This window comes from Amycolatopsis balhimycina FH 1894 (assembly GCF_000384295.1).
In the GTDB taxonomy this organism is placed as follows: domain Bacteria; phylum Actinomycetota; class Actinomycetes; order Mycobacteriales; family Pseudonocardiaceae; genus Amycolatopsis; species Amycolatopsis balhimycina.
Map to the genome: position 1 here is coordinate 10,615,420 of NZ_KB913037.1, position 18,334 is coordinate 10,633,753.

The 18,334-nt window shown below is 73.6% G+C and carries 19 protein-coding genes; 10 read left to right on the plus strand and 9 right to left on the minus strand.

Annotated features, from left to right (window positions below):
- Positions 1-2 precede the first annotated feature (2 nt).
- The gene (locus A3CE_RS0148680; protein WP_020647411.1) at positions 3-1,286 is read left to right on the plus strand and encodes a pectate lyase family protein; all 1,284 of its coding nucleotides are present in this window, start codon (positions 3-5) and stop codon (positions 1,284-1,286) included.
- Between the two features lie 157 nt (positions 1,287-1,443).
- On the opposite strand, the gene A3CE_RS59150 is transcribed toward A3CE_RS0148680, so the two are convergent.
- The gene (locus A3CE_RS59150; RefSeq protein ID WP_245589748.1) at positions 1,444-1,632 is read right to left on the minus strand and encodes a hypothetical protein; all 189 of its coding nucleotides are present in this window, start codon (positions 1,630-1,632) and stop codon (positions 1,444-1,446) included.
- On the opposite strand from A3CE_RS59150, the gene A3CE_RS0148685 reads away from it, so the two are divergent.
- The gene (locus tag A3CE_RS0148685; protein WP_245589749.1) at positions 1,610-2,266 is read left to right on the plus strand and encodes a pectate lyase; all 657 of its coding nucleotides are present in this window, start codon (positions 1,610-1,612) and stop codon (positions 2,264-2,266) included. The two genes, A3CE_RS59150 and A3CE_RS0148685, sit on opposite strands and share 23 nt — an antisense overlap.
- Before the next feature lie 66 nt (positions 2,267-2,332).
- Positions 2,333-3,355: a pectinesterase family protein gene (locus A3CE_RS0148690; protein WP_020647413.1), complete on the plus strand. Its 1,023-nt coding sequence runs from the start codon at positions 2,333-2,335 to the stop codon at positions 3,353-3,355.
- A gap of 158 nt (positions 3,356-3,513) precedes the next feature.
- On the opposite strand, the gene A3CE_RS0148700 is transcribed toward A3CE_RS0148690, so the two are convergent.
- A complete protein-coding gene (locus tag A3CE_RS0148700) occupies positions 3,514-4,707 on the minus strand; it encodes an amidohydrolase (protein ID WP_020647414.1) in 1,194 nt (397 codons plus the stop codon).
- A gap of 134 nt (positions 4,708-4,841) precedes the next feature.
- Here A3CE_RS0148700 and A3CE_RS0148705 point away from each other — a divergent pair, with 134 nt between their 5' ends.
- The gene (locus A3CE_RS0148705; RefSeq protein ID WP_020647415.1) at positions 4,842-5,210 is read left to right on the plus strand and encodes an STAS domain-containing protein; all 369 of its coding nucleotides are present in this window, start codon (positions 4,842-4,844) and stop codon (positions 5,208-5,210) included.
- On the opposite strand, the gene A3CE_RS0148710 is transcribed toward A3CE_RS0148705, so the two are convergent.
- Entirely contained in the window at positions 5,197-7,314 is a 2,118-nt protein-coding gene (locus tag A3CE_RS0148710) for an AfsR/SARP family transcriptional regulator (RefSeq protein WP_020647416.1), read from the minus strand. The two genes, A3CE_RS0148705 and A3CE_RS0148710, sit on opposite strands and share 14 nt — an antisense overlap.
- 189 nt (positions 7,315-7,503) lie before the next feature.
- Between A3CE_RS0148710 and A3CE_RS0148715 the strand changes: the two genes are divergently transcribed.
- On the plus strand, positions 7,504-7,929 hold the full coding sequence (locus A3CE_RS0148715; RefSeq protein WP_026469597.1) for a DUF6294 family protein: 426 nt from the start codon (positions 7,504-7,506) through the stop codon (positions 7,927-7,929).
- A gap of 22 nt (positions 7,930-7,951) precedes the next feature.
- Here the strand turns inward: A3CE_RS0148715 and A3CE_RS0148720 are convergent, their stop codons facing one another.
- On the minus strand, positions 7,952-8,299 hold the full coding sequence (locus tag A3CE_RS0148720; RefSeq protein WP_020647418.1) for a cupin domain-containing protein: 348 nt from the start codon (positions 8,297-8,299) through the stop codon (positions 7,952-7,954).
- A gap of 37 nt (positions 8,300-8,336) precedes the next feature.
- Here A3CE_RS0148720 and A3CE_RS0148725 point away from each other — a divergent pair, with 37 nt between their 5' ends.
- The gene (locus A3CE_RS0148725) at positions 8,337-8,936 is read left to right on the plus strand and encodes a TetR/AcrR family transcriptional regulator (protein ID WP_020647419.1); all 600 of its coding nucleotides are present in this window, start codon (positions 8,337-8,339) and stop codon (positions 8,934-8,936) included.
- Here the strand turns inward: A3CE_RS0148725 and A3CE_RS0148730 are convergent.
- Entirely contained in the window at positions 8,929-9,336 is a 408-nt protein-coding gene (locus A3CE_RS0148730) for a hypothetical protein (RefSeq protein ID WP_020647420.1), read from the minus strand. The genes A3CE_RS0148725 and A3CE_RS0148730 overlap by 8 nt on opposite strands.
- Positions 9,337-9,394: 58 nt before the next feature.
- Positions 9,395-10,261: a universal stress protein gene (locus A3CE_RS0148735; protein WP_026469598.1), complete on the minus strand. Its 867-nt coding sequence runs from the start codon at positions 10,259-10,261 to the stop codon at positions 9,395-9,397.
- Positions 10,262-10,415: 154 nt separating this feature from the next.
- Between A3CE_RS0148735 and A3CE_RS0148740 the strand changes: the two genes are divergently transcribed.
- Entirely contained in the window at positions 10,416-11,195 is a 780-nt protein-coding gene (locus A3CE_RS0148740) for a prepilin peptidase (RefSeq protein WP_020647422.1), read from the plus strand.
- A 67-nt stretch (positions 11,196-11,262) separates the two neighbouring features.
- On the opposite strand, the gene A3CE_RS55825 is transcribed toward A3CE_RS0148740, so the two are convergent.
- Positions 11,263-11,400, minus strand: a complete 138-nt coding sequence (locus A3CE_RS55825) for a hypothetical protein (protein WP_245589750.1) — start codon at positions 11,398-11,400, stop codon at positions 11,263-11,265.
- A 393-nt stretch (positions 11,401-11,793) separates the two neighbouring features.
- Between A3CE_RS55825 and A3CE_RS0148745 the strand changes: the two genes are divergently transcribed.
- Positions 11,794-12,789 carry an epimerase gene (locus tag A3CE_RS0148745; RefSeq protein ID WP_020647423.1) on the plus strand — a complete coding sequence of 332 codons (996 nt, stop codon included), beginning with the start codon at positions 11,794-11,796 and terminating at the stop codon, positions 12,787-12,789.
- Between the two features lie 39 nt (positions 12,790-12,828).
- Here the strand turns inward: A3CE_RS0148745 and A3CE_RS0148750 are convergent, their stop codons facing one another.
- Positions 12,829-13,869 carry a PucR family transcriptional regulator gene (locus A3CE_RS0148750; RefSeq protein WP_020647424.1) on the minus strand — a complete coding sequence of 347 codons (1,041 nt, stop codon included), beginning with the start codon at positions 13,867-13,869 and terminating at the stop codon, positions 12,829-12,831.
- A 104-nt stretch (positions 13,870-13,973) separates the two neighbouring features.
- Here A3CE_RS0148750 and A3CE_RS0148755 point away from each other — a divergent pair, with 104 nt between their 5' ends.
- Positions 13,974-14,927 carry an alpha/beta hydrolase gene (locus tag A3CE_RS0148755; protein ID WP_020647425.1) on the plus strand — a complete coding sequence of 318 codons (954 nt, stop codon included), beginning with the start codon at positions 13,974-13,976 and terminating at the stop codon, positions 14,925-14,927.
- Between the two features lie 49 nt (positions 14,928-14,976).
- Here the strand turns inward: A3CE_RS0148755 and A3CE_RS0148760 are convergent, their stop codons facing one another.
- Positions 14,977-15,456, minus strand: a complete 480-nt coding sequence (locus A3CE_RS0148760; RefSeq protein WP_020647426.1) for a hypothetical protein — start codon at positions 15,454-15,456, stop codon at positions 14,977-14,979.
- Positions 15,457-15,572: 116 nt separating this feature from the next.
- Between A3CE_RS0148760 and A3CE_RS0148765 the strand changes: the two genes are divergently transcribed.
- Positions 15,573-18,308, plus strand: coding sequence for an AfsR/SARP family transcriptional regulator (locus A3CE_RS0148765; protein WP_020647427.1), 2,736 nt, complete (start codon positions 15,573-15,575; stop codon positions 18,306-18,308).
- The last annotated feature ends 26 nt before the right edge of the window (positions 18,309-18,334 follow it).

Sequence of the window (18,334 nt, forward strand, 5' to 3'; positions counted from 1 at the left end):
ACATGCGCTGGAAGGCTTTCGCGGGGTGCCTAGCCCTGCTCGGACTGACGCTCACCGCGGCACCGGCCCAGGCCCACGGCCGCGACCCCGGCCGGGTCGTGCTCGGCGCGCACGACGGCTGGGCCGCGGCGACCACGGGGACGACCGGCGGGGCGGCCGCCGCCCCCGGCGACGTGCACACGGTGACCAAGCGGTCCGAGCTGGCCGCGGCCCTGGCGGCGAACCCCGGCGCGCCGAAGATCGTCTACGTCCGCGGGACCATCGAGGGCAACGTCGACGCCGCGGACCGGCCGGTGAGCTGTGAAGCTTTCGCCGACCCGGCGTACAGTCTCCCGGCGTACCTGGCGGCGTACGATCCCGCGACCTGGGGGAGAGTGCCACCCTCGGGGCCGCTGGAGGAAGCCCGCGCGCGGTCGCAGGCCAACCAGGCCAAGCAAGTCGTGCTCGACGTCGGCCCGAACACGACGATCGCCGGGCTCGGCCCCGCCACGCTGCACGGGCTGACCCTGCGCGTCACCGGCGACAACGTGATCCTGCGGAACCTGCGCTTCTCCGACGCCCACGACTGCTTCCCGCAGTGGGACCCGCTCGACACCGCCGACGGCAACTGGAACTCCGAGTACGACAACCTCGACCTCGTCGGTGCGACGCACGTCTGGGTGGACCATAACGAGTTCAGCGACGGCGGGAACACGCAGCAGCCGTCGTACTACGGCCGCAAGTACGAGGTCCACGACGGGCTGCTCGACATCGTCAACGGCTCGGACCTCGTCACGGTGTCCTACAACCGGCTGCGCGAGCACGACAAGACCATGCTGATCGGCAACACCGACAAGCCCACCTACGACGTCGGCAAGCTGCGCGTCACCTTGCACCACAACCTGTTCTCGGACATCGGCCAGCGCGCGCCGCGGGCGCGGTACGGCCAGGTGCACGTCTACGACAACCTCTACCTGGTGCCGGATCCGGCCGATTACACGTATTCCCTCGGCGTGGGCGTGCAGTCCAAGATCTACGCGGAGAACAACTTCTTCCGGCTCCCGGCCGGGCTGCCGCTGGGCCAGCTGGTGCACTACTGGAAGGGAACGGTGCTGCACGCCACCGGGACGCTGGCCGCGCAGGGCTCGTCGCGGCCGCGGCCGGTGGACCTGCTGGCCGAGTACAACGCGGTCAACGACCCCGACCTGGGGCCGGACGTGGGCTGGACGCCGAGCTTCGTCGAGCGTCTCGACCCGGCGTGGGCGGTCCCGGCGCTGGTGCTGACGGGCGCCGGCCCCGGCCGCTGAGCCTTCGATACTTTCGGCGTTTTCTGAAAACCCTCGCCGTCGGCGACCATCCGGGCGACATGCGTGCCGCTGCGGCGAACGACATTGACAGGCCACTGCCCGCAACCCGAAACTCAGTGACGAGAAAGCGCTTTCACAACCCGGTCGGACGTTTCCCTCAGCGCCGATTGAAGCACCAGACCAGGGAGTGACGAATGATTTCCCCATCGATATCCCGGATCGTCCGGATGACCGCCGTCGCCGCGCTCGTGGTTTCGGCGGCGGTCGGCACCGGCGCGACCGCGTCGGCCGCTTCCTGGCCGAACCCGAGCACCAGCGTGCCGGTGCCGAAGACGATCAAGGTCACCAGCGGCACCTACGACGGCGGCCTCAAACGGTTCTACGGCACCGGCGACCTCGGCACCGGCGGCCAGGACGAGAACCAGAGCCCGATTTTCGAACTGTCCAACGGCACCACCCTGAAGAACGTCGTCCTCGGCACCCCGGCCGCCGACGGCGTGCACTGCCTCGGCACCTGCACGCTGCTCAACGTCTGGTGGGAGGACGTCGGCGAGGACGCCGCGACCTTCAAGGGCACCTCCGCCTCGCAGACGATGACCATCGACGGCGGCGGTGCGCGCAAGGCGTCGGACAAGGTGTTCCAGCACAACGGGCCCGGCACCATGTACATCCGGAACTTCCAGGTCAACGACTTCGGCAAGCTGTACCGCTCCTGCGGCAACTGCAAGACGCAGTACAAGCGCAACGTCGTCGTCGACAACGTCACCGCCACCGTGCCGGGCAAGGCGCTGGTCGGCATCAACACCAACTACGGCGACACCGCGAAGCTGACGAGGATCACCATCGTCGGCGACTCGAGCCGCAAGCTCGAGCCCTGTACGAAGTACAAGGGCGTCACCAGCGGCGAGCCGACGAAGACCGGCAGCGGCCCGGACTCGACGAACTGCCTCTACACCGCGGCCAACATCACCTACAAGTAACCCCGACCCGCGCCGGGGTGCCGGCCGCCGTCCGGTGCCCCCGGCGCGTTCCCTCGTGGAGGCGTCATGTTCAAGACCCTGCTCGTCGCGTCGGTGCTCACCGGCGCGGCGCTGGCCGCCCCGCCGGCTTCGGGCGCGGCGGCGAACGTCGTCGTGGCGAAGGACGGCTCGGGCAACTACACCGCCGTCCAGGCCGGGATCAACGCGGTTTCGGCGGGCGGCACGATTTCCGTCAAACCCGGGACCTACCGCGAAGTGATCACGGTGCCGTCGGGCAAGACCGGGATCACCCTGCGCGGCACCACCGGCAAGGCCGCCGACGTCGTCATCGACTACGACAACGCCAGCGGGACCAAGAAGCCCGACGGTTCGACGTACGGCACGTCCGGCAGCGCGACCGCGACGATCGCCGCCAACGGCTTCACCGCGACTGCGTTGACCTTCCGCAACTCCTTCGACCGCAACGCCCACCCGGAGATCAAGGACACCCAGGCGGTCGCGGTCAAGACCACCGGCGACCGGATGGTCTTCGACAACGTCACCTTCCTCGGCCACCAGGACACGCTCTACGCCGACACCGCGGCCGTCGGCACGGTCGGCCGCCAGTACTACCGCACCTGTTCGATCAGCGGCGACGTCGACTTCATCTTCGGCCGTGCCACCGCGGTGTTCGACCGGGCGGCGATCACCGCGCTCGACCGCGGTTCGAGCACCAACAACGGTTTCCTGACCGCGGCGAGCACCCGGCGGAGCAACCCGTACGGGTTCCTGATCGTCGGCAGTCGCGTCCTCAGCTCGGCGGCCAACGCGAGCTTCTACCTGGGCCGGCCGTGGCACCCCGGCGGGGACGTCGACGCGATCGCGCAGGTCCTGATCCGCGAGACTTCGCTGCCCGCGGCGATCAAGCAGGCGCCGTGGACGGACATGTCCGGCTTCTCGTGGAAGGATGCGCGGTTCACCGAGTACCGCAACACCGGTCCAGGGGCGGGGACCGGGGCCGACCGGCCGCAGCTGCCCGCCGCGCAAGCCGGGAACTACACGGCCCAGCGGTACCTCGCCGGCAGCGACGGGTGGAACCCCGTGCACTGACGGGCAAGCTCGGCATCAACCTCATCGGCTACGACAGCGCGGGCTGGCCGTACGTCTACTGACTCGTATAACGCCCTATACTCCGGCGGTCGCCTCACGCGACCCGGCCAAAGCCGTGATGGCCACCTTGAGGAACTTGAAGTTCCTCAAGGTGGCCATCACGAACCAGGGCGGAGAGTGGCGCCGCGGGCCACGACGTGACCGGCCTTGAGGACCAGGTCGCGCGGAGGCCGCGTCACGACCGCGTGGGCCGGGGTTTCCGCGTCGACCACCACGAGGTCGGCGGGCGCGCCCTCGGTGAGGCCGTAGCCGTCGAGGCCGAGTGCCCGCGCACCACCGAAGGTGACCGCTTCCAGCGCGGCCTCGATGTCCTCGTCGCGGCGGAACGTGCTGCGGTAGGCCAGGTGCATGGCCCGCTCCAGGAGGTCGCCGCTGCCGTACGGGCTCCACAGGTCGCGGATGTCGTCGTGCCCGCAGGCGACGTTCACCCCGGCTTCGCGCAGCTTTTTCACCGGCGGGACGGGGAAGTCGAAGATCGCCGCCGTGGTGATCGTGATGCCCGCGTCCGCCAGCCCTGCCGCCAGCCGGTCCTGTGTCGCGGCGTCCGCCTGGGCCAGTGCGTAGGCGTGGCTGACCGTCACCCGCCCGGCCAGGCCGGCCGCGCGGGTTCGCTCGATGATCAGCTCCAGCTCGAACACGCCGAGCGAGCCCGGGTCGTGCAGGTGCAGGTCGATCCGGACACCGTGGCGCTCCGCGAGGCCGAAGACGACGTCGAGGTGGCGGACCGGGTCCCGGTCCATCCCGGCCGGGTCGATGCCGCCGACCGCGCTCACCCCGAGCCCGATCGCCTCCTCGAGCAGGGCGGCCGTGCCGGGGTCGGCGAGGATGCCGCTCTGCGGGAAGGCGACCTGCTCGACGGTGATCCGCCCGGCCAGCCGGGCGGCGACGTCGCGCACCACCTCGACGCCGGTGAGTCCGGTGCCGGAGTGGACGTCCGTGTGCGTACGAACGTGCGTGGTGCCCGCGGCGGCCATCGCTTCGAGCAACGCCGTCACGGCGGCCGGGTCGGGCAGTCCCAGCTCGGCGCGGTGGCGGCGCTCGTCGGCGATCCGGTCGGCCAGCGCGGGCCCGGCCGAGTGCGGCCGCCACGGCCCGCCGAAGAGCGTCTTGTCCAGGTGGCAGTGCGCTTCGACCAGGCCCGGCAGGACGAGCCGGCCGCCGAGGTCGATCACCTCGGCGTCGCCGGGGTCGAGACCGGGACCGAGTTTCGCGATGACGCCGTCGCGGATGAGGAGGTCGGCCGGGCCGCCGGCGCTCCAGGGACGGCCGTCGCGCAGCAGAAGTCCGGGCATCGTCGCTCCTCCTCGTCGGCACCCGAGCTTTTCAGCCGGAGGCCCGGGATGGGAAGGGCACGCCGTTTCGTTCCGGCCGGGGCGGGGTAGGAATTGATCACTCGCAGCCGACACCGTCTGGAAGGAGCCTTTCGATGAGCGCCCTCGACCTGTCCGCTTTACTGCTCACCGCGACGACCGCGGAGCCCCGGCCGGGAACACTGCGGGTCACGATCGCGGGCGAGATCGACATGGCCACACGACCGCGCCTGGACGACGAACTCGACCGGGCGGTGGCGGCCGCGCCGGAACGGCTGGTCGTCGACCTGCTGGGCGTCGGCTTCTGCGGCGTGACGGGCGTGGCGTCGCTGGGCCGGTTGCGGGCCCGCTGCGCCGACGCCGGCATCGACCTGGTCCTCAAGCCGTCCCGCGTCGTGCGGCGCGCGCTGGACCTCGCCGCGGTTGCCCCGCTGTTCCGGCTGGTCGGCCGCCGGGCCGAGCCGGAGCAGGTCATCGCCCGCTGACCGACGGCTCGGTGAAGCTGCGGGCTTCCTCGTCGGCCGCGGCCTGCTCGCGGTCCGCGGCCGCGCCGTCACCCGGACCGCCGCGGCGGTGCAGCGCCTCGGCGTGGCGGCGGCGGGAGAACACCACCGCCGGCCAGTGGCCGAGGGCGAGGTTGTGCCGGACGGCGGCCCGCAGGTGCGCCACCGCCCGGTCCGGGTCGCCGGCGGTCAGCGCCGTCGTGCCCAGCTGGTAGTGGACCGAGCCGAAGCAGGCGATGCCCAGGCTCGCCATCGCGGGCAGCTGCCCGAACGGGACCAGCAGCTCGTGGATCCGCGCCGCCGTGGCCCGGTCGTCCAGCAGGTACGCGGTTTCCGCGGCGCCGCACAGGGAAATCAGCCAGGTGCTCGACCGGGGCAGCGCACCCGGGTCGTCGCCGCACAGCCGCGCCAGGGCGCCCGCGGCGGTGCGGCGGTCCCCGGCCGACGCCGCCGCCACGGCCAGCGCCGAGTAGTACGAGTTGTCGATCGGGCTCAGCGTGGGGGAGTGCATCAGCCCGTCCAGCACGGGCACGAGTTCCGCCAGCCTGCCCTGGAACCACCGGATCGCCACCAGCTGCGCGCCGTACCAGCCGAGCGCGTCGAAATCGCCCGCCGTCTGCCCGAGCAGGGCGCAGGCCTGCGCCGCGGCTTCGGCCTCGGCGAACCGGCCGGCGCGGATGGCCAGCATGACCCCGAGGGCGTCGGCCACGAACCCGGCCGCCAGGTGCTTCCGCGCGGCCAGGAGGTCCTGGAGCTCGCCGAGCCGCCGTTCGGCGTGCGGATCCCCGGCCAGGAAGAGGTCGACGGTGTCCCACAGCACGCCCATGACGAGGTCGGTCCGCCGTCCCGAGCGGCCGCTCACCCCGACCAGCTCCGTCGCGAGGGCGCGCCGCAGCTGCGTGTGGTCCGGGCCGAGCAGGCAGTGGTGCGCCAGGCTCAGCGCTTCGGCGTGCGCGACCGGGTCGCCCACCGCCCGCGTGTGCTCGGCCATCGCCAGGATCCGGCCGTGCGTACCCGCCGCGTAGTCCAGTTCGGCCGCGAGCCGGGACCGGAGCCGGTGACCGAGCGACGAGGCGGGATCCACCGCCTCCTGCGCGTACCGCAGGCGCGTCAGCAGCGACGCCGAACCGGCGGCCGTCCGGTGCTCGTGCACCCACACCCCGCCCAGGCCGAGGACCGCGCGGGCGAGCGCGTCGGCGTCCCCGGCCCGCTCGGCACGGAGGTACGCGGTTTCGAAGTGCTCCCGGCTCGTCCGGAGGTCGCCGTCCTCCAGCAGCGCGTGCTCCCCGGCGGCCAGTGCGTCGTCCGGGATGGTCACCACGGTCCTGGCGTGGGTCGTGAGCAGCCCCGCGTCGTGGGCGAGGACCTGCCGGTGCACCTGCGCGAGCAGCGGTGACGGTTCGACCCCGGACGCGGTGATCAGGCCGTGCCGGGCGCGGCGGAACGCTTCGAGCGCGTCGCCCTGACGGCCGGCCCGGTAGAGCGCCGTCATCAGCTGCGCCCACAGCCGCTCGTGCCCGGGGAACGCCGCCGTCAGCGCCTCCAGTTCCGCGATCAGCCCGGCGTCTTCGCCGGTCGCGAGGTCGGCGTCGATCCGGTCCTGGACGGCGCTGTGGCGCAGCCGGTCGAGCCGCATTCCTTCGGCCCGCAGGATTTCGACGTCGCCGAACTCCTCGTAGGCGCTCCCGCGCCACAGGCCCAGTGCGGTGGCCAGGTGCGCACGCGCCGCCGCGGGCTCCCCGGCGGCGAGCGCCCGGCGGCCCTCGGCGGCGAGCCGCTCGAACCGCGCGGCGTCGAGGGCCTGCGGCGCCGCGTGCAGGACGTATCCCGGCGACCGGGTCAGGATCAGCCCGGGATCCACCGTGCCGCGCAGGCGCGAGAGGTACGTCCGCACGGTCCGGTCGGCGTGCGCGGGCGGCCGCTCACCCCAGAGCGCCCGCCCGAGCGCGGGAACGCTGACGACGTGACCCCCCTCCGCCGCCAGCACCGCCAGCAGGGTCCGCAGGCGCGGCCCTCCGACGTCCCGCGGCTCGCCGTCGAGCCGCACTTCGAACGGTCCCAGCACCCCGAGGTCCACCCCGCCCATGCCCGCCCCTCCGCGCGCGGGTATCCCGTGCGCTTCGGCGTACAAGAGCGGCCCAGGCCGCACGGGATACGTCCCACAGCCGGGTGGATCTCCGTCGACGAACTGTCGACAGATTATCGACGGCCGCTGCGAAGGTCGGCAAGCGCGGACCGGAGGGTCCGCGGCCATCGGTTCTTCGGGAGGACGTCCATGAAACGCATGATTCGGGGTCTCGCACCGGTTCTCGCCGCCGCGGCGGCGGGGACGGCGCTGCTGGCGGGTGCCCCGGCGGCCCAGGCCACCGCGCTCGACGTGAAGAGCGCGACCTGGGGCCAGTTGCACGTCGGCGACTGCCAGCAGGACAACGGGACCATCGTCATCCGGTCGGACGGCACGGGTGACTGGAGCGCGACGACGCTGACCTACCAGACGCACTCCGGCGACGTCTGGCACTCCGGCTTCGACTTCAAGACCACCGCCGGGACGAAGCTGTTCTCGGCGGGCACGTTCGACAGCCCGCGGATGGACGACGGCAACCCGCCGCCGCACTACTTCTGGAGCAAGCACTTCACCTACGACGCGGCGCTCTTCAGCGCTGTCAACATTTTCAAGACCATCCAGCACTCGAGCTGCTGACCGGGGTGAGAACCGCCCTGGGTCACGGTGCGCCGGGACCCAGGGCGGTGCCCGCGACGGCCCCGCCGGGCCGGGGCTCCTTCAGCTCGACGAACATCGCGTGCGACGGCGTGCCGCCGACGTTCTCGCCCGAATGCTCCTGGGCCGCGACCCAGCGCACCGCGCCGGCGGGCAGCTCCACGCCGACCTCGCGGCCTCCGGCGGAAATGCGGCGGCTGAACGCGCTCAGCGTGACCATCACCGTGTCGGGGTGCCGGTGCGGCGCGGTGTGGTCGCCGGGGGTGTCCCTGTACTCCAGGACCCGCACCCGTTCGTTTTCGAAGACCACCCGGTACAGCTCGGGGTTCGTGTCGGCCGGGTCACCGGTCATGGCCGCCTCCTTTATGGGACTCCGGTACCATGATGGCATGGAAGTCCCGTATGAGTCCACGGGCCGGCGCAGCCAGAAGGGGCGGACGCGGGCCGCGCTGGTGGCGGCCGCCCACGAACTGCTCGCGCGCGGCGGGTCGCCGACGGTCGAGGACGCCGCCGAGGCGGCCGGGATTTCCCGCACCACCGCCTACCGGTACTTCCCCAACCAGCGCGCGCTGCTGCTCGCCGCGTACCCGGAGATCCAGGACGACGCGGGCCTGCTGCCCGCGGACGCGCCCGCCGATCCCGCCGCCCGCCTGGACCTGGTGATGGGGGCGTTCATCGCGTTCACGCTGCGCTGGGAACCGCAGCTGCGCGCCCAGCTGCGGCTGTCCCTGGAGCCCGGCGCGCCGCGGCCGGTGCTGCGGCGCGGCCGGGCGATCCGCTGGATCGAGGAGGCACTGGCCCCGCTCGCGGACACGCGTCCGGAGCTCGACGTCCACGGTCTCGCGGTCGCGATCCGGTCGGCGACCGGCATCGAGTCCCTGGTGTGGCTCACCGATATCGGCGGCCTGCACCGCGACCAGGCGGCCGCGGTGCTGGCCGGTTCGGCGCGGGCCATCCTGCGCGCGGCCCTCGACCCGGCGGCTAGCTGATCGGCACCGTCGCGGTGCAGGACGCCGTGCCGTTGTCGAACTTCGCCGACGCGGTGCCGAACGAGCCGAACGGTACGTCGAGGCCCGACATCGCGAAGCTGGTGCTGCCGCCGGTCGGGACCGACCGGGTGTAGATGGTGTGGATCGTCGCCCCCTGACGGTAGGCGATCTGCAGCACCAGCGTGCCCGAGTCGCCGATGTACGGCCCCGACGCCGTGTACGCGCCGACCGGGTGGTAATTCCCGCCCGAGGCCTCGTACTCCAGGGTGAGCCGGCCGCTCAAGCCGCCGGAGCTGCAGAAGGCCGTCCGCTGGATGCCCGTGGACGCCTCCGCCGGTGACGGCAGGACCGTCGCTGCCGCCAGTACTGCGGCCAGCCCGGCCCGCACCAAGGTCTTCATGGGTTCCTCCCTCGTTTCGCCCGCCATCCTGCCCGGCCCCGCTTCCGTTCCGCTTCCGTCAGGAGGAGGTGGTGCGTACCAGGAGGACCGGGCAGGCGGCGTGGTGCAGGAGAGCCTGGCCGGTCGAGCCGAGCAGCAGGCCGGGGAAACCGCCGCGGCCGCGGTCGCCGAGGACGACGAGCTGGGCGGTGCCGCTGCGTTCGACGAGCTCGCGGCGCGGGTGGGCGTGCACCACGACCCGCTCGACCTCGACGTCGCCGGTGTCGTGGGCCAGGACCCGCTCGCCGAGCAGCCGCTGCCCGGCCTCGGCGACGCACCGCGGGTCCGGGTGCGGCGGCGGGGTGTCCGCCCAGGCGTGCAGGACGACCAGCGGCGCCCGGCGCAGGCGGGCTTCGGCGAGGGCTGCCGCCAGGACCCGGGCACCGGCCTCGCTGCCGTCGATGCCGGTGACGACCGGGCGGCCGGCCGCGGCCGGTTCGTCCCAGCTGTCCCCGCGGACGACGACGGTGTCGCAGTGCGCGTGGGTGCCGACGGCGGCCGCGACCGAGCCCGCGAGCAGGCTGGTCAGCCTGCCGTGCCCGGCCGACCCGACGACGAGCAACGCGGCGGTTCTCGACGCTTCGACCAGCGCCTGGGCCGCGCGGTCGGGATCGAGCCGGGTGACTGCGCCGGGAACGCCTTGCGCGGCGGCGAGCTCCTGCGCGGTCCTCAGCGCCCGGCGCCCCCGGGCGCGCAGGGCGTCCACCATCTCGTCCGGCGGCGGCACGACCCCGCCCGCGAGCAGCGCGGAGACGTCGAGGGCGTGGACGATCTCCAGCGGCGCGTCCCGCAGGCGGGCGGTCCGCGCGGCCCACCGGACGGCGTCGAGCGACTCGGCCGACCCGTCCACCCCGGTGACGATCGGCGGCGGCGTTCCAGCGGTCATCCCCAGCACTCTAGGCCCGTACAGCCGCGGCCGGGCGGTGATTCCGCGGGCACCGACGGGCAGCACGTGAGTCGTGTGAGTGACCCGGTCGCGGGCGGGACCGTCGTCGGGCAAGATCTGCGGGGTTCGTGTCCGCGGTCGGAGGAGGGGCCCGATGGCGGTGCCGGTCGTGGTGGCGGCGGTGCTCGGCCTGCTCGTCGGGTCGTTCCTCAACGTCGTGATCCACCGGGTGCCGCGGGGTGAGTCGGTCGTCAGTCCGCCGTCGCGGTGCCCGGACTGCGGGCAGGGGATCCGCGCCCGGCACAACGTCCCCGTCTTCGGCTGGCTGGTCCTGCGCGGCCGGTGCGCGGGCTGCGGCACCCGGATCAGCGTCCGCTACCCCCTGGTCGAGCTGGGCGCCGGCGTGCTGTTCGCGCTGCTGGCGCTGCGGTTCGGCCCGCCGGACCTGCCCGCGTTCCTGTACTTCGGCGCGATCGGGATCGCCCTCGCCCTGATCGACCTCGACTGCCGCCGCCTGCCGAACGCGATCGTGCTGCCGTCCTACCCGGTGCTCGCGGTCCTGCTGACGGCGTCGGCCTGGTGGCGCGACGACTGGTGGTCGCTGGCCCGCGCGGGCATCGGCGGTGCCGCGTTGTTCGGGTTCTACCTCGTCCTCGCGCTGGCGTACCCGGCGGGCATGGGCTTCGGCGACGTCCGGCTCGCGGGCGTCCTGGGCGGGATCCTCGGCTACCTGTCCTGGGCGGCGTTGCTGATCGGCGCGTTCGGCGGGTTCCTGCTCGGCGCGGTGGCCGGCGTCGCGGTGCTGGCGACGGGCAAGGGCGGCCGCAAGACGGCGTTGCCGTTCGGGCCTTTCATGATCGCCGGGGCCCTCGTGGCGATCTTCGTGGCCGGCCCGCTGAGCCAGGCCTACCAGCGGCTGGCGGGCCTGGCCTGAGCGTCAGCGGTTCCCCGACCAGCTGAGCACGGACACCTGTCTCGCCCCGGCGACCGGGTTCGACGGGTCACCGTCCACATAGGCCACCCGCGCCCGGGCCGCCGGGGGTGCCGCCCGGCGCGCACGTTCCGGCGCCGGGGCAGACGTAGGCGGACAGGTAGACCCCGAAGACGAAGCCGGGGGAGTCGTCCGTGTGGACCGTCACGAAGAGTGTGCGAATTCCAGAGCGATCTTCACCTCGGGCGACCGGCCCGACTGCGAAGGTCCGAGGTCCCTTGTCCTCGGCGGCCGGACGTGCCACGCGCGGGATCGGGCCGAACCGCTGCCGTTTCACCGAGAAAAGTTTCCTCATGCTCGAACGTGACCTGCGGTTTTCGTCACCAGATCGGCCGAATGGCGGAGACCGTCCCGTGATCTTGTCCGGGCCCTGATGCTGATCTTCGGCGGCTCTGGGAGGTGGCGGCCGGGGACTCCTCGGCGCACTCTCCGGGGTGTAACTTTTCGTGACAATTCTTCGAGTGATGAGCAATAGCACGCCTGTTTGAACGTGTTCAACTCTTCGGGTACCGTGAGGCGGGCGGATCGTGAAGGGGGTTCCATGAAGGTCGTGATACCGGGTGGCACCGGCCACCTCGGGCGCGTGCTGAGCTGCGCGCTGACCGGGCAAGGCCACGAAGTCGTCGTGCTGACCCGGCGGGAGGCCCGGCCGGAGCCGGGGGTGCGCCACGTCCGCTGGGACGGACGCGCCGCGGGGCCGTGGACGGCGGAGATCGACGGCAGCGACGTCGTGCTCAACCTGGCCGGCCGGTCGGTGAACTGCCGGTACACGCGAGCGAACCTGCGGGAGATGACGGCCTCGCGCGTCGACTCGGCGCGGGTCGTCGGTGGTGCGATCGTCCGCGCCGGGCGGCCGCCACGGGTGTGGCTGCAGATGAGCACGGCGACGATCTACGCGCACCGCCACGACGCGCCGAACGACGAGACCACCGGCGTTCTCGGCGGCGATGAGCCGGACGTGCCCGGCTACTGGGCCTACAGCGTCGAAATCGCCAAAGCGTGGGAGCGCGAGCAGCGGCTGGCGGACACGCCGCACAGGCGGAAGGTCGCGTTGCGGACGGCGATGGTGATGAGCCCGGAACCCGGCGGTGCCTTCGAGGCGCTGCTGCGGCTGGCGCGGCTGGGCCTGGGCGGCCCGGTGGCGGGCGGAGCGCAGTACGTGTCGTGGATCCACGAGGACGACCTGGTCCGCGCGATCGGCTTCCTCGTCGCGCAGGACGAACTGAGCGGCCCGGTGAACCTGGCGGCCCCGGAACCGTTGCCGTACCGCGACTTCCAGCGTGCCTTGCGCGCAGCCGCGGGCGTCCCGTTCGGGTTGCCGGCGGCGAAGTGGATGGCGGAAATCGGGGCGTTCGTGCTCCGCAGCGACACGGAACTGCTGTTGAAGAGCCGTCGCGTGGTGCCGGGACGGCTGCGGGAAGCGGGGTTCGCCTTCGACCACCCCGAGTGGCCCGCGGCGGCGGCGGACCTGGTGCGGCGGACCGGAGTCCACTCAGGACGGTCAGCTGACCTGCGCGTGGCCGGTAAAGGTCCGTGAATGGCACATTGAGGGACTTCAAGTCCCTCAATGTGCCATTCACGGACCTGCGAGAGGGGCTGGGTCGGTGTTGTCCCGCAGCCGCCGCAGCATGAGGGCGAGGTGCAGCCGGAACCGGCCGGCGGGGGAGTCGACGTCGAAACCGAGGACGGCTTCGGCCCGGGCCAGCCGGGCCGGCATCGTGCTGTGGTGGCGGTGCAGCACCGCCGCGGCCTTGCGGGCCGAGCCGGTCGCGCAGAGCGCGCCGAGCGCCGCGAGGGTGTCCTCGCCGTGGGACTCGGCCGCGAGGCGGTCGAGGGCCCGGACGTCGGCGAGTTCGGCGAGGTCCGCGGGGCCGAGCTTCCCGTCGAGCGCGGCGAGGCCGCCGAGCCGGTCCCACCACACCACCGGCTCGGTGGCCGAGGTGAACCGCAACGCGGTCCGGGCCGCCGCCCACGACCGGGCCACCTCGATGGCGGGCAGCTCCGGGCCGATCCCGGCGCGGGCGCCGTCCGGGAGCGGGCCGGGCACCTCGCCCGTCGTCAGCACCGCCCGCACCCGGCCCAGCGGTGCCGACCACCCGGCGAGCGCGTCGACGCCGGTACCGGCCAGCACGCGCAGCCGGGTCGCCGGGGCGATGCCGAGCAGGTGCAGGGCCCGGGCCCGTTCGGCCGTGCCGACGTCTTCCGACAGCACCAGCTCGACCAGCGCGGGGTCCCCGAGTTCGGGCCGTGGCACGCCGGAGTGCTCCAGCAGGATCGCGGTGGCGATGGCGAACCGCTCCAGCAGCATGTCGTCGAGCGGGACGGGCGCGCCCGCCCGGGCCACCCACACGAGCACGCCGCCCTCGAGCACGCGCGTGGCCGCTCCCGCGGGCGCCGGGCCGGGGGTCACGACGTCCGCGCCCGGCTCCGCGCGCAGCGACAGCCCCTGCCCGGGCGCGTGCACGCCGACCGGGCAGCCGGCGAGCTCGGCCGTGCTGCGGACCAGGACGTCCAGGCCGGCGCGACCGGTGATCAGGCGGTCGAAGAACCCGATCACCCGCACGGCGTTCTCGGCGTCGGCGTCGAGTCCGGAGAGCCTCAGCAGCAGGCCTTTCATGCCGCCACGATAGGCGCGGCCGCCGCCGGATGGCGAGGTCCGGCCCGGCAACGCCCGCCGCGTGGCGGTGGCCGGGGTCACACCGGCAGGCCGATGATCGGACCATGACCTACGCGATCGATCCCGAGCTGGTGCCCTGGCTGGACATGCTGCCGGGCGTGCCCCTCTCCGACCACGAGTCCGTGCTGGCCGCGCGCACTTCGATGGCACAGCTGGCCGACGTCCTGCCGTCCTACGAACCGGCGAACCCCGTCGACGTCCGGGACACCGCCGTGCCGGGACCCTCCGACGCCCCGGACGTGCCGGTCCGCGTCTACGCGCCGGCGGACCGCACCGGTGCGGTGCCCGGCCTGCTCTACATCCACGGCGGCGGGTTCGTCCTGGGCGACCTCGAGATGTCCCACGCGCAGCTGCTGCACCTGGTCGACGAGCTGGGCATCGTGATCGTGGCGGTGGACTACCGGCTGGCTCCCGAGCACCCATTCCCGGCCCCGGTCGAAGACTGCTACGCGGCGCTGAGCTGGGTCGCGGCGAAGGCGGACGAGCTCGGCATCGACCCCGCCCGGATCGGCATCGCGGGCGACAGCGCGGGCGGCGGCCTGTCGGCGGGGGTGACCCTGCTGGCCCGCGACCGCGGCGGACCGGCCCTGTGCTTCCAGTACCTCGGCATCCCCGAGCTGGACGACCGGCTGGACACTCCGTCCATGCGGGACTACACCGACACCCCGATCTGGAACCGGCCGAACGCCGTGGTCAGCTGGACGAGCTACCTCGGCACGGAACCCGGCGGCGACGACGTCTCGCCCTACGCGGCCCCGGCGCGCGCCACCGACCTGTCCGGGCTGCCGCCCGCGTTCGTGACGACCTGCCAGTTCGATCCCCTGCGGGACGAGGGGATCGAGTACGCGCGGCGGCTGGCGCACGCGGGCGTCCAGGCCGAGCTGCGCCACTACCCGGGCACCTTCCACGGGTCCGGGATGGTCGAGACGGCGGCGATCTCCCGCCGGATGTTCGCCGACGAGATCGATGCCCTGCGCCGCGGCCTGCGGGTGGGGTGAGCCGGTGACGCGGAGGCGCCGGGACCCCCAGTCCCGGCGCCTCCACGAGTCAAGCGACGACGTCGGTGACCGTGTCCTTGACGACCTGCCACCGGCCGTGGTCGCGGACCAGCGTGAGGCTGATCGTGAAGTGACGGTCGATGCCGTGCGACGGCTCGAGGTAGTGCGCGTCGAGGATGGCGTAGCCCATCCGGCAGTCCTCGACGACGGTGTGCGTCACCGTCCACGGCATCGAGAACTCGTAGGGCACCTTGAACTGCTCCAGCACCGGGTTCACGTTCGCGTCGTAGCCGATGATGACGTTGCCCCGGCGGCCCACCGTGACCATGTCGCGGTGGATGATCGCGCGGTAGCGGGCGGCGTCGCGCTTGTTGTAGCTGTCCATGTCCTCCCACACGGCGTGGTCGAACGCCCGCCGGCACTCCTGCTGCCCGCCGGCCGCCTGATCACCGGCCGCCGAGGCGACCGGAGTGCCGAGCACCGCCGCCACCAGCGCGGTGCCCAAGGCCGCGTAACCCCACTTGCGCATCTGGTTTCCCTTCCTCGTGGACCGATCCGCAGGCTGCCGGGGCGGCGCATCACAGCTGCATCACTTCCGCACCGCCGCGGCGGGGAAGCCGGTTAACCTCGCCCGCGGGGTGAGTCATGGAGTTCCGCGTCCTGGGTCCGGTGCGAGTGCTCGGCGACGGGCGGCCGATCGGGCCGTCCGGGCCGCGCCAGGAACGCATCCTGGCGGCGCTGCTGCTCGGCGCCGGCCGGGTCGTGCCGGTGTCCCGGCTGGTCGACGTCGTGTGGGACGGCGAACCCCCGGCCACCGCCGTGCGGCAGGTCCGCAACCTCACCACCGCCCTGCGGCGCGCGCTCGTCGCGGCCGGCGCCGGGACGGACGTCCTCACCGCCGACGGACCCGGGTTCACGCTGCGGCCGGGCGCGTTCGACCTCCACGCGTTCGAGGAGCACGCCGCGCGCGGCGAATACCGGAAGGCCCTCGAATGCTGGCGGGGGCCCGCGCTCGCCGGGGTGGACAGCGCCGCGCTGCGCCCGGACGCCGAGGGCCTGGAGGAGCGGCGGCTGGCCGTGCTGGAGCAGTGCCTGGCCGCCGAGGCCGACGGCGGGGACGGCGACGCCGTCGCGGAGCTGACCGCGCTGGTCGCCGAGCACCCGCTGCGCGAAGGACTGGTCGGGTCGCTCATGCGCGCGCTGCACCGGGCCGGGCGGCAGGCCGACGCGCTCAACGCCTACCAGCGCGCGAAACGGCGGCTCGCCGACGAGCTCGGCATCGAGCCCGGCGCCCCGCTGCGCGCGCTCTACGAACAGCTCCTCCACGACGAACCCCCGCCCGGCCACTGCTTCCTGCCCTACGACGTCCCGGACTTCACCGGGCGCGCGGCCGAGGTCACCCGCGCGCTCGAGGCCCTGCGCGCCGGGCGGCCGGTGGTGGCCGACGGGATGGCCGGAGTCGGGAAGACGGCGTTCGCGGTCCACGTCGCGCACCGGGCGGCCGGGGACTTCCCGGACGGGCAGCTGTTCGCAGACCTGCACGGCCACACGCCGGGCCGCGACCCGCTGCCGGCCGAAACGGCGCTTTCCGCGCTGCTGCTGCAGACCGGCGTGCCGGCGAGCCGCCAGCCGGACGGGCTCGACGAACGGGCCGCGCTGTGGCGGTCGCGGGTCGCCGGGCGCCGCCTGCTCGTCGTCCTGGACAACGCCCGCTCGGCGGACCAGGTGGTGCCCTTGCTGCCCGGCGACCGCGGTGCCGGGGTGCTGGTGACCGGCCGTCGCCGGCTCGCCGCGGTCGACGGCGCGCTCGAGCTCGGCCTGGACGTGCTGCCGCCGCCGGAAGCCGAGGCCCTGTTCACGGCCGCGGCCGGAGGACGGCCCGGCGCGGGCGTCGCGAGGTTGTGCGGATACTTGCCGCTCGCACTGCGGATCGCCGCCGCCCGGCTGCAGTCACGTCCACTGTGGACGGTCGACGACCTGGTGGCGCGGCTGGGCTCCGAGCGGCGGCGGCTGGCGGAGCTGCGCGCGGGCGGCCGGGACGTCGCGGCGGCCTTCGCGCTGTCCTACCGCGACCTGACGGCTCCCCAGCGGCGGATGTTCCGGGTGCTGGGCTGCCATCCGGGCGGCGACTTCGCCGTGACCGCGGCAGCGGCGCTTTACGGCACCGGCGTCACCGAGGCCGAGCGGCTGCTGGAGGACCTGCTCGACGCGCACCTGCTCCGGCAACCCGCGCCGGACCGCTACGGCTTCCACGACCTGATCGCCGAACACGCGCGGGAGGTGGCCGACCCGGACGAGGCCGCGGCGGCGCTGGACCGGCTCCTGGACCACTACCGCGACGGCGAATTCTCCTTCGCCGCCGAGCGCGCCAACCTGGTCGCCGTCACCGCGCTCGGCGGGCACGACGAGCACGTCTGGCGCATCGCCGACCGCGCGGTGGCCGCGCTGCGCGAGCGGGGGCACCGCGACGAGCTCACGGCGCTGGCCCGCGCGGGAGCCCGGGCCGCGGACCGGCTGGGCGACCCGCACGCCCGGCAGCAGAGCCTGGCGAACCTCACGATCGCGCACTGGGAGAGCGGACGGCTCGCCGAGGCGGTCGAGGCCAACGCGGAACGCTTGCGCCTGGTTCGCGACCGCGGCGACCGCGCGGCCGAAGCGGCGTCGCTCGCCCGGATGGGCGCGCTGTACGGCATGCTCGGCCGCTACCCGGACGCGATCCGGCTCTACCGGCAGGCCCTGGTTTTGGCCGGTGAGACGGGCAGCCACGTCGTCGCGTGCCTGGCCTGGGGCAACCTCAGCAACGCCCAGGAGGTCCTCGGGCAGTACGAAGACGCGCTGACCTCCGCGGCACGCGCCCGGGCGATCCGCGAGGAACTCGGCGACGACGACGGCGCGGTCCTCGCGACGGCGCAGCTGGGCCTGGTGCTCGCCCGGCTCGGCCGGCTCGGGGAAGCCCGCGAGGTGGCGGAGAAGGCGGTGTGCGCGGCGGTCGAGGCGGGCTATGCGTTCGGAGAGGCGTGGAGCCGCATCGACGCCGCGGAGGTGCTGCTGGCGGACGGCTGTCCGGCGGAGGCGCACGCGCACGCCGAACGCGCGTGCGCGATCCTCGGGCGGCTCAACCACCCGCTGCTGCTGACCATGGCGGCCAACAGCCTCGGCGCGGCCGCCCTCGCCCTCGGCGACCCCGCGTCGGCGGTGTCCGCTTACCGCCTGGCTCTCACGACAGCGCGCCGGATCGGCTACCGCGCCCAAGAAGCGCGGGCCCTCCTCGGCCTCGGCGCCGCGCTGGACCGGCACCCGGAGGCCGGCCGTCGCCTGCTCGCGGGCCGCGCCCTGCAGGAGGAAATCGGCCTGCCCGGGGAGCGTCTCCGCACGCGCTGACAGCCGTGAATGGCACATTGAGGGAC

Bases quoted from the DNA above. Each gene is read 5' to 3' on its own strand.
- A3CE_RS0148680 (WP_020647411.1), top strand. From the start codon at position 3: ATGCGCTGGAAGGCTTTCGCGGGGTGCCTAGCCCTGCTCGGACTGACG.
- A3CE_RS0148690 (WP_020647413.1), top strand. From the start codon at position 2,333: ATGTTCAAGACCCTGCTCGTCGCGTCGGTGCTCACCGGCGCGGCGCTG.
- A3CE_RS0148700 (WP_020647414.1), bottom strand. From the start codon at position 4,707: ATGCCCGGACTTCTGCTGCGCGACGGCCGTCCCTGGAGCGCCGGCGGC.
- A3CE_RS0148705 (WP_020647415.1), top strand. From the start codon at position 4,842: ATGAGCGCCCTCGACCTGTCCGCTTTACTGCTCACCGCGACGACCGCG.
- A3CE_RS0148710 (WP_020647416.1), bottom strand. From the start codon at position 7,314: ATGGGCGGGGTGGACCTCGGGGTGCTGGGACCGTTCGAAGTGCGGCTC.
- A3CE_RS0148715 (WP_026469597.1), top strand. From the start codon at position 7,504: ATGAAACGCATGATTCGGGGTCTCGCACCGGTTCTCGCCGCCGCGGCG.
- A3CE_RS0148720 (WP_020647418.1), bottom strand. From the start codon at position 8,299: ATGACCGGTGACCCGGCCGACACGAACCCCGAGCTGTACCGGGTGGTC.
- A3CE_RS0148725 (WP_020647419.1), top strand. From the start codon at position 8,337: ATGGAAGTCCCGTATGAGTCCACGGGCCGGCGCAGCCAGAAGGGGCGG.
- A3CE_RS0148730 (WP_020647420.1), bottom strand. From the start codon at position 9,336: ATGAAGACCTTGGTGCGGGCCGGGCTGGCCGCAGTACTGGCGGCAGCG.
- A3CE_RS0148735 (WP_026469598.1), bottom strand. From the start codon at position 10,261: ATGACCGCTGGAACGCCGCCGCCGATCGTCACCGGGGTGGACGGGTCG.
- A3CE_RS0148740 (WP_020647422.1), top strand. From the start codon at position 10,416: ATGGCGGTGCCGGTCGTGGTGGCGGCGGTGCTCGGCCTGCTCGTCGGG.
- A3CE_RS0148745 (WP_020647423.1), top strand. From the start codon at position 11,794: ATGAAGGTCGTGATACCGGGTGGCACCGGCCACCTCGGGCGCGTGCTG.
- A3CE_RS0148750 (WP_020647424.1), bottom strand. From the start codon at position 13,869: ATGAAAGGCCTGCTGCTGAGGCTCTCCGGACTCGACGCCGACGCCGAG.
- A3CE_RS0148755 (WP_020647425.1), top strand. From the start codon at position 13,974: ATGACCTACGCGATCGATCCCGAGCTGGTGCCCTGGCTGGACATGCTG.
- A3CE_RS0148760 (WP_020647426.1), bottom strand. From the start codon at position 15,456: ATGCGCAAGTGGGGTTACGCGGCCTTGGGCACCGCGCTGGTGGCGGCG.
- A3CE_RS0148765 (WP_020647427.1), top strand. From the start codon at position 15,573: ATGGAGTTCCGCGTCCTGGGTCCGGTGCGAGTGCTCGGCGACGGGCGG.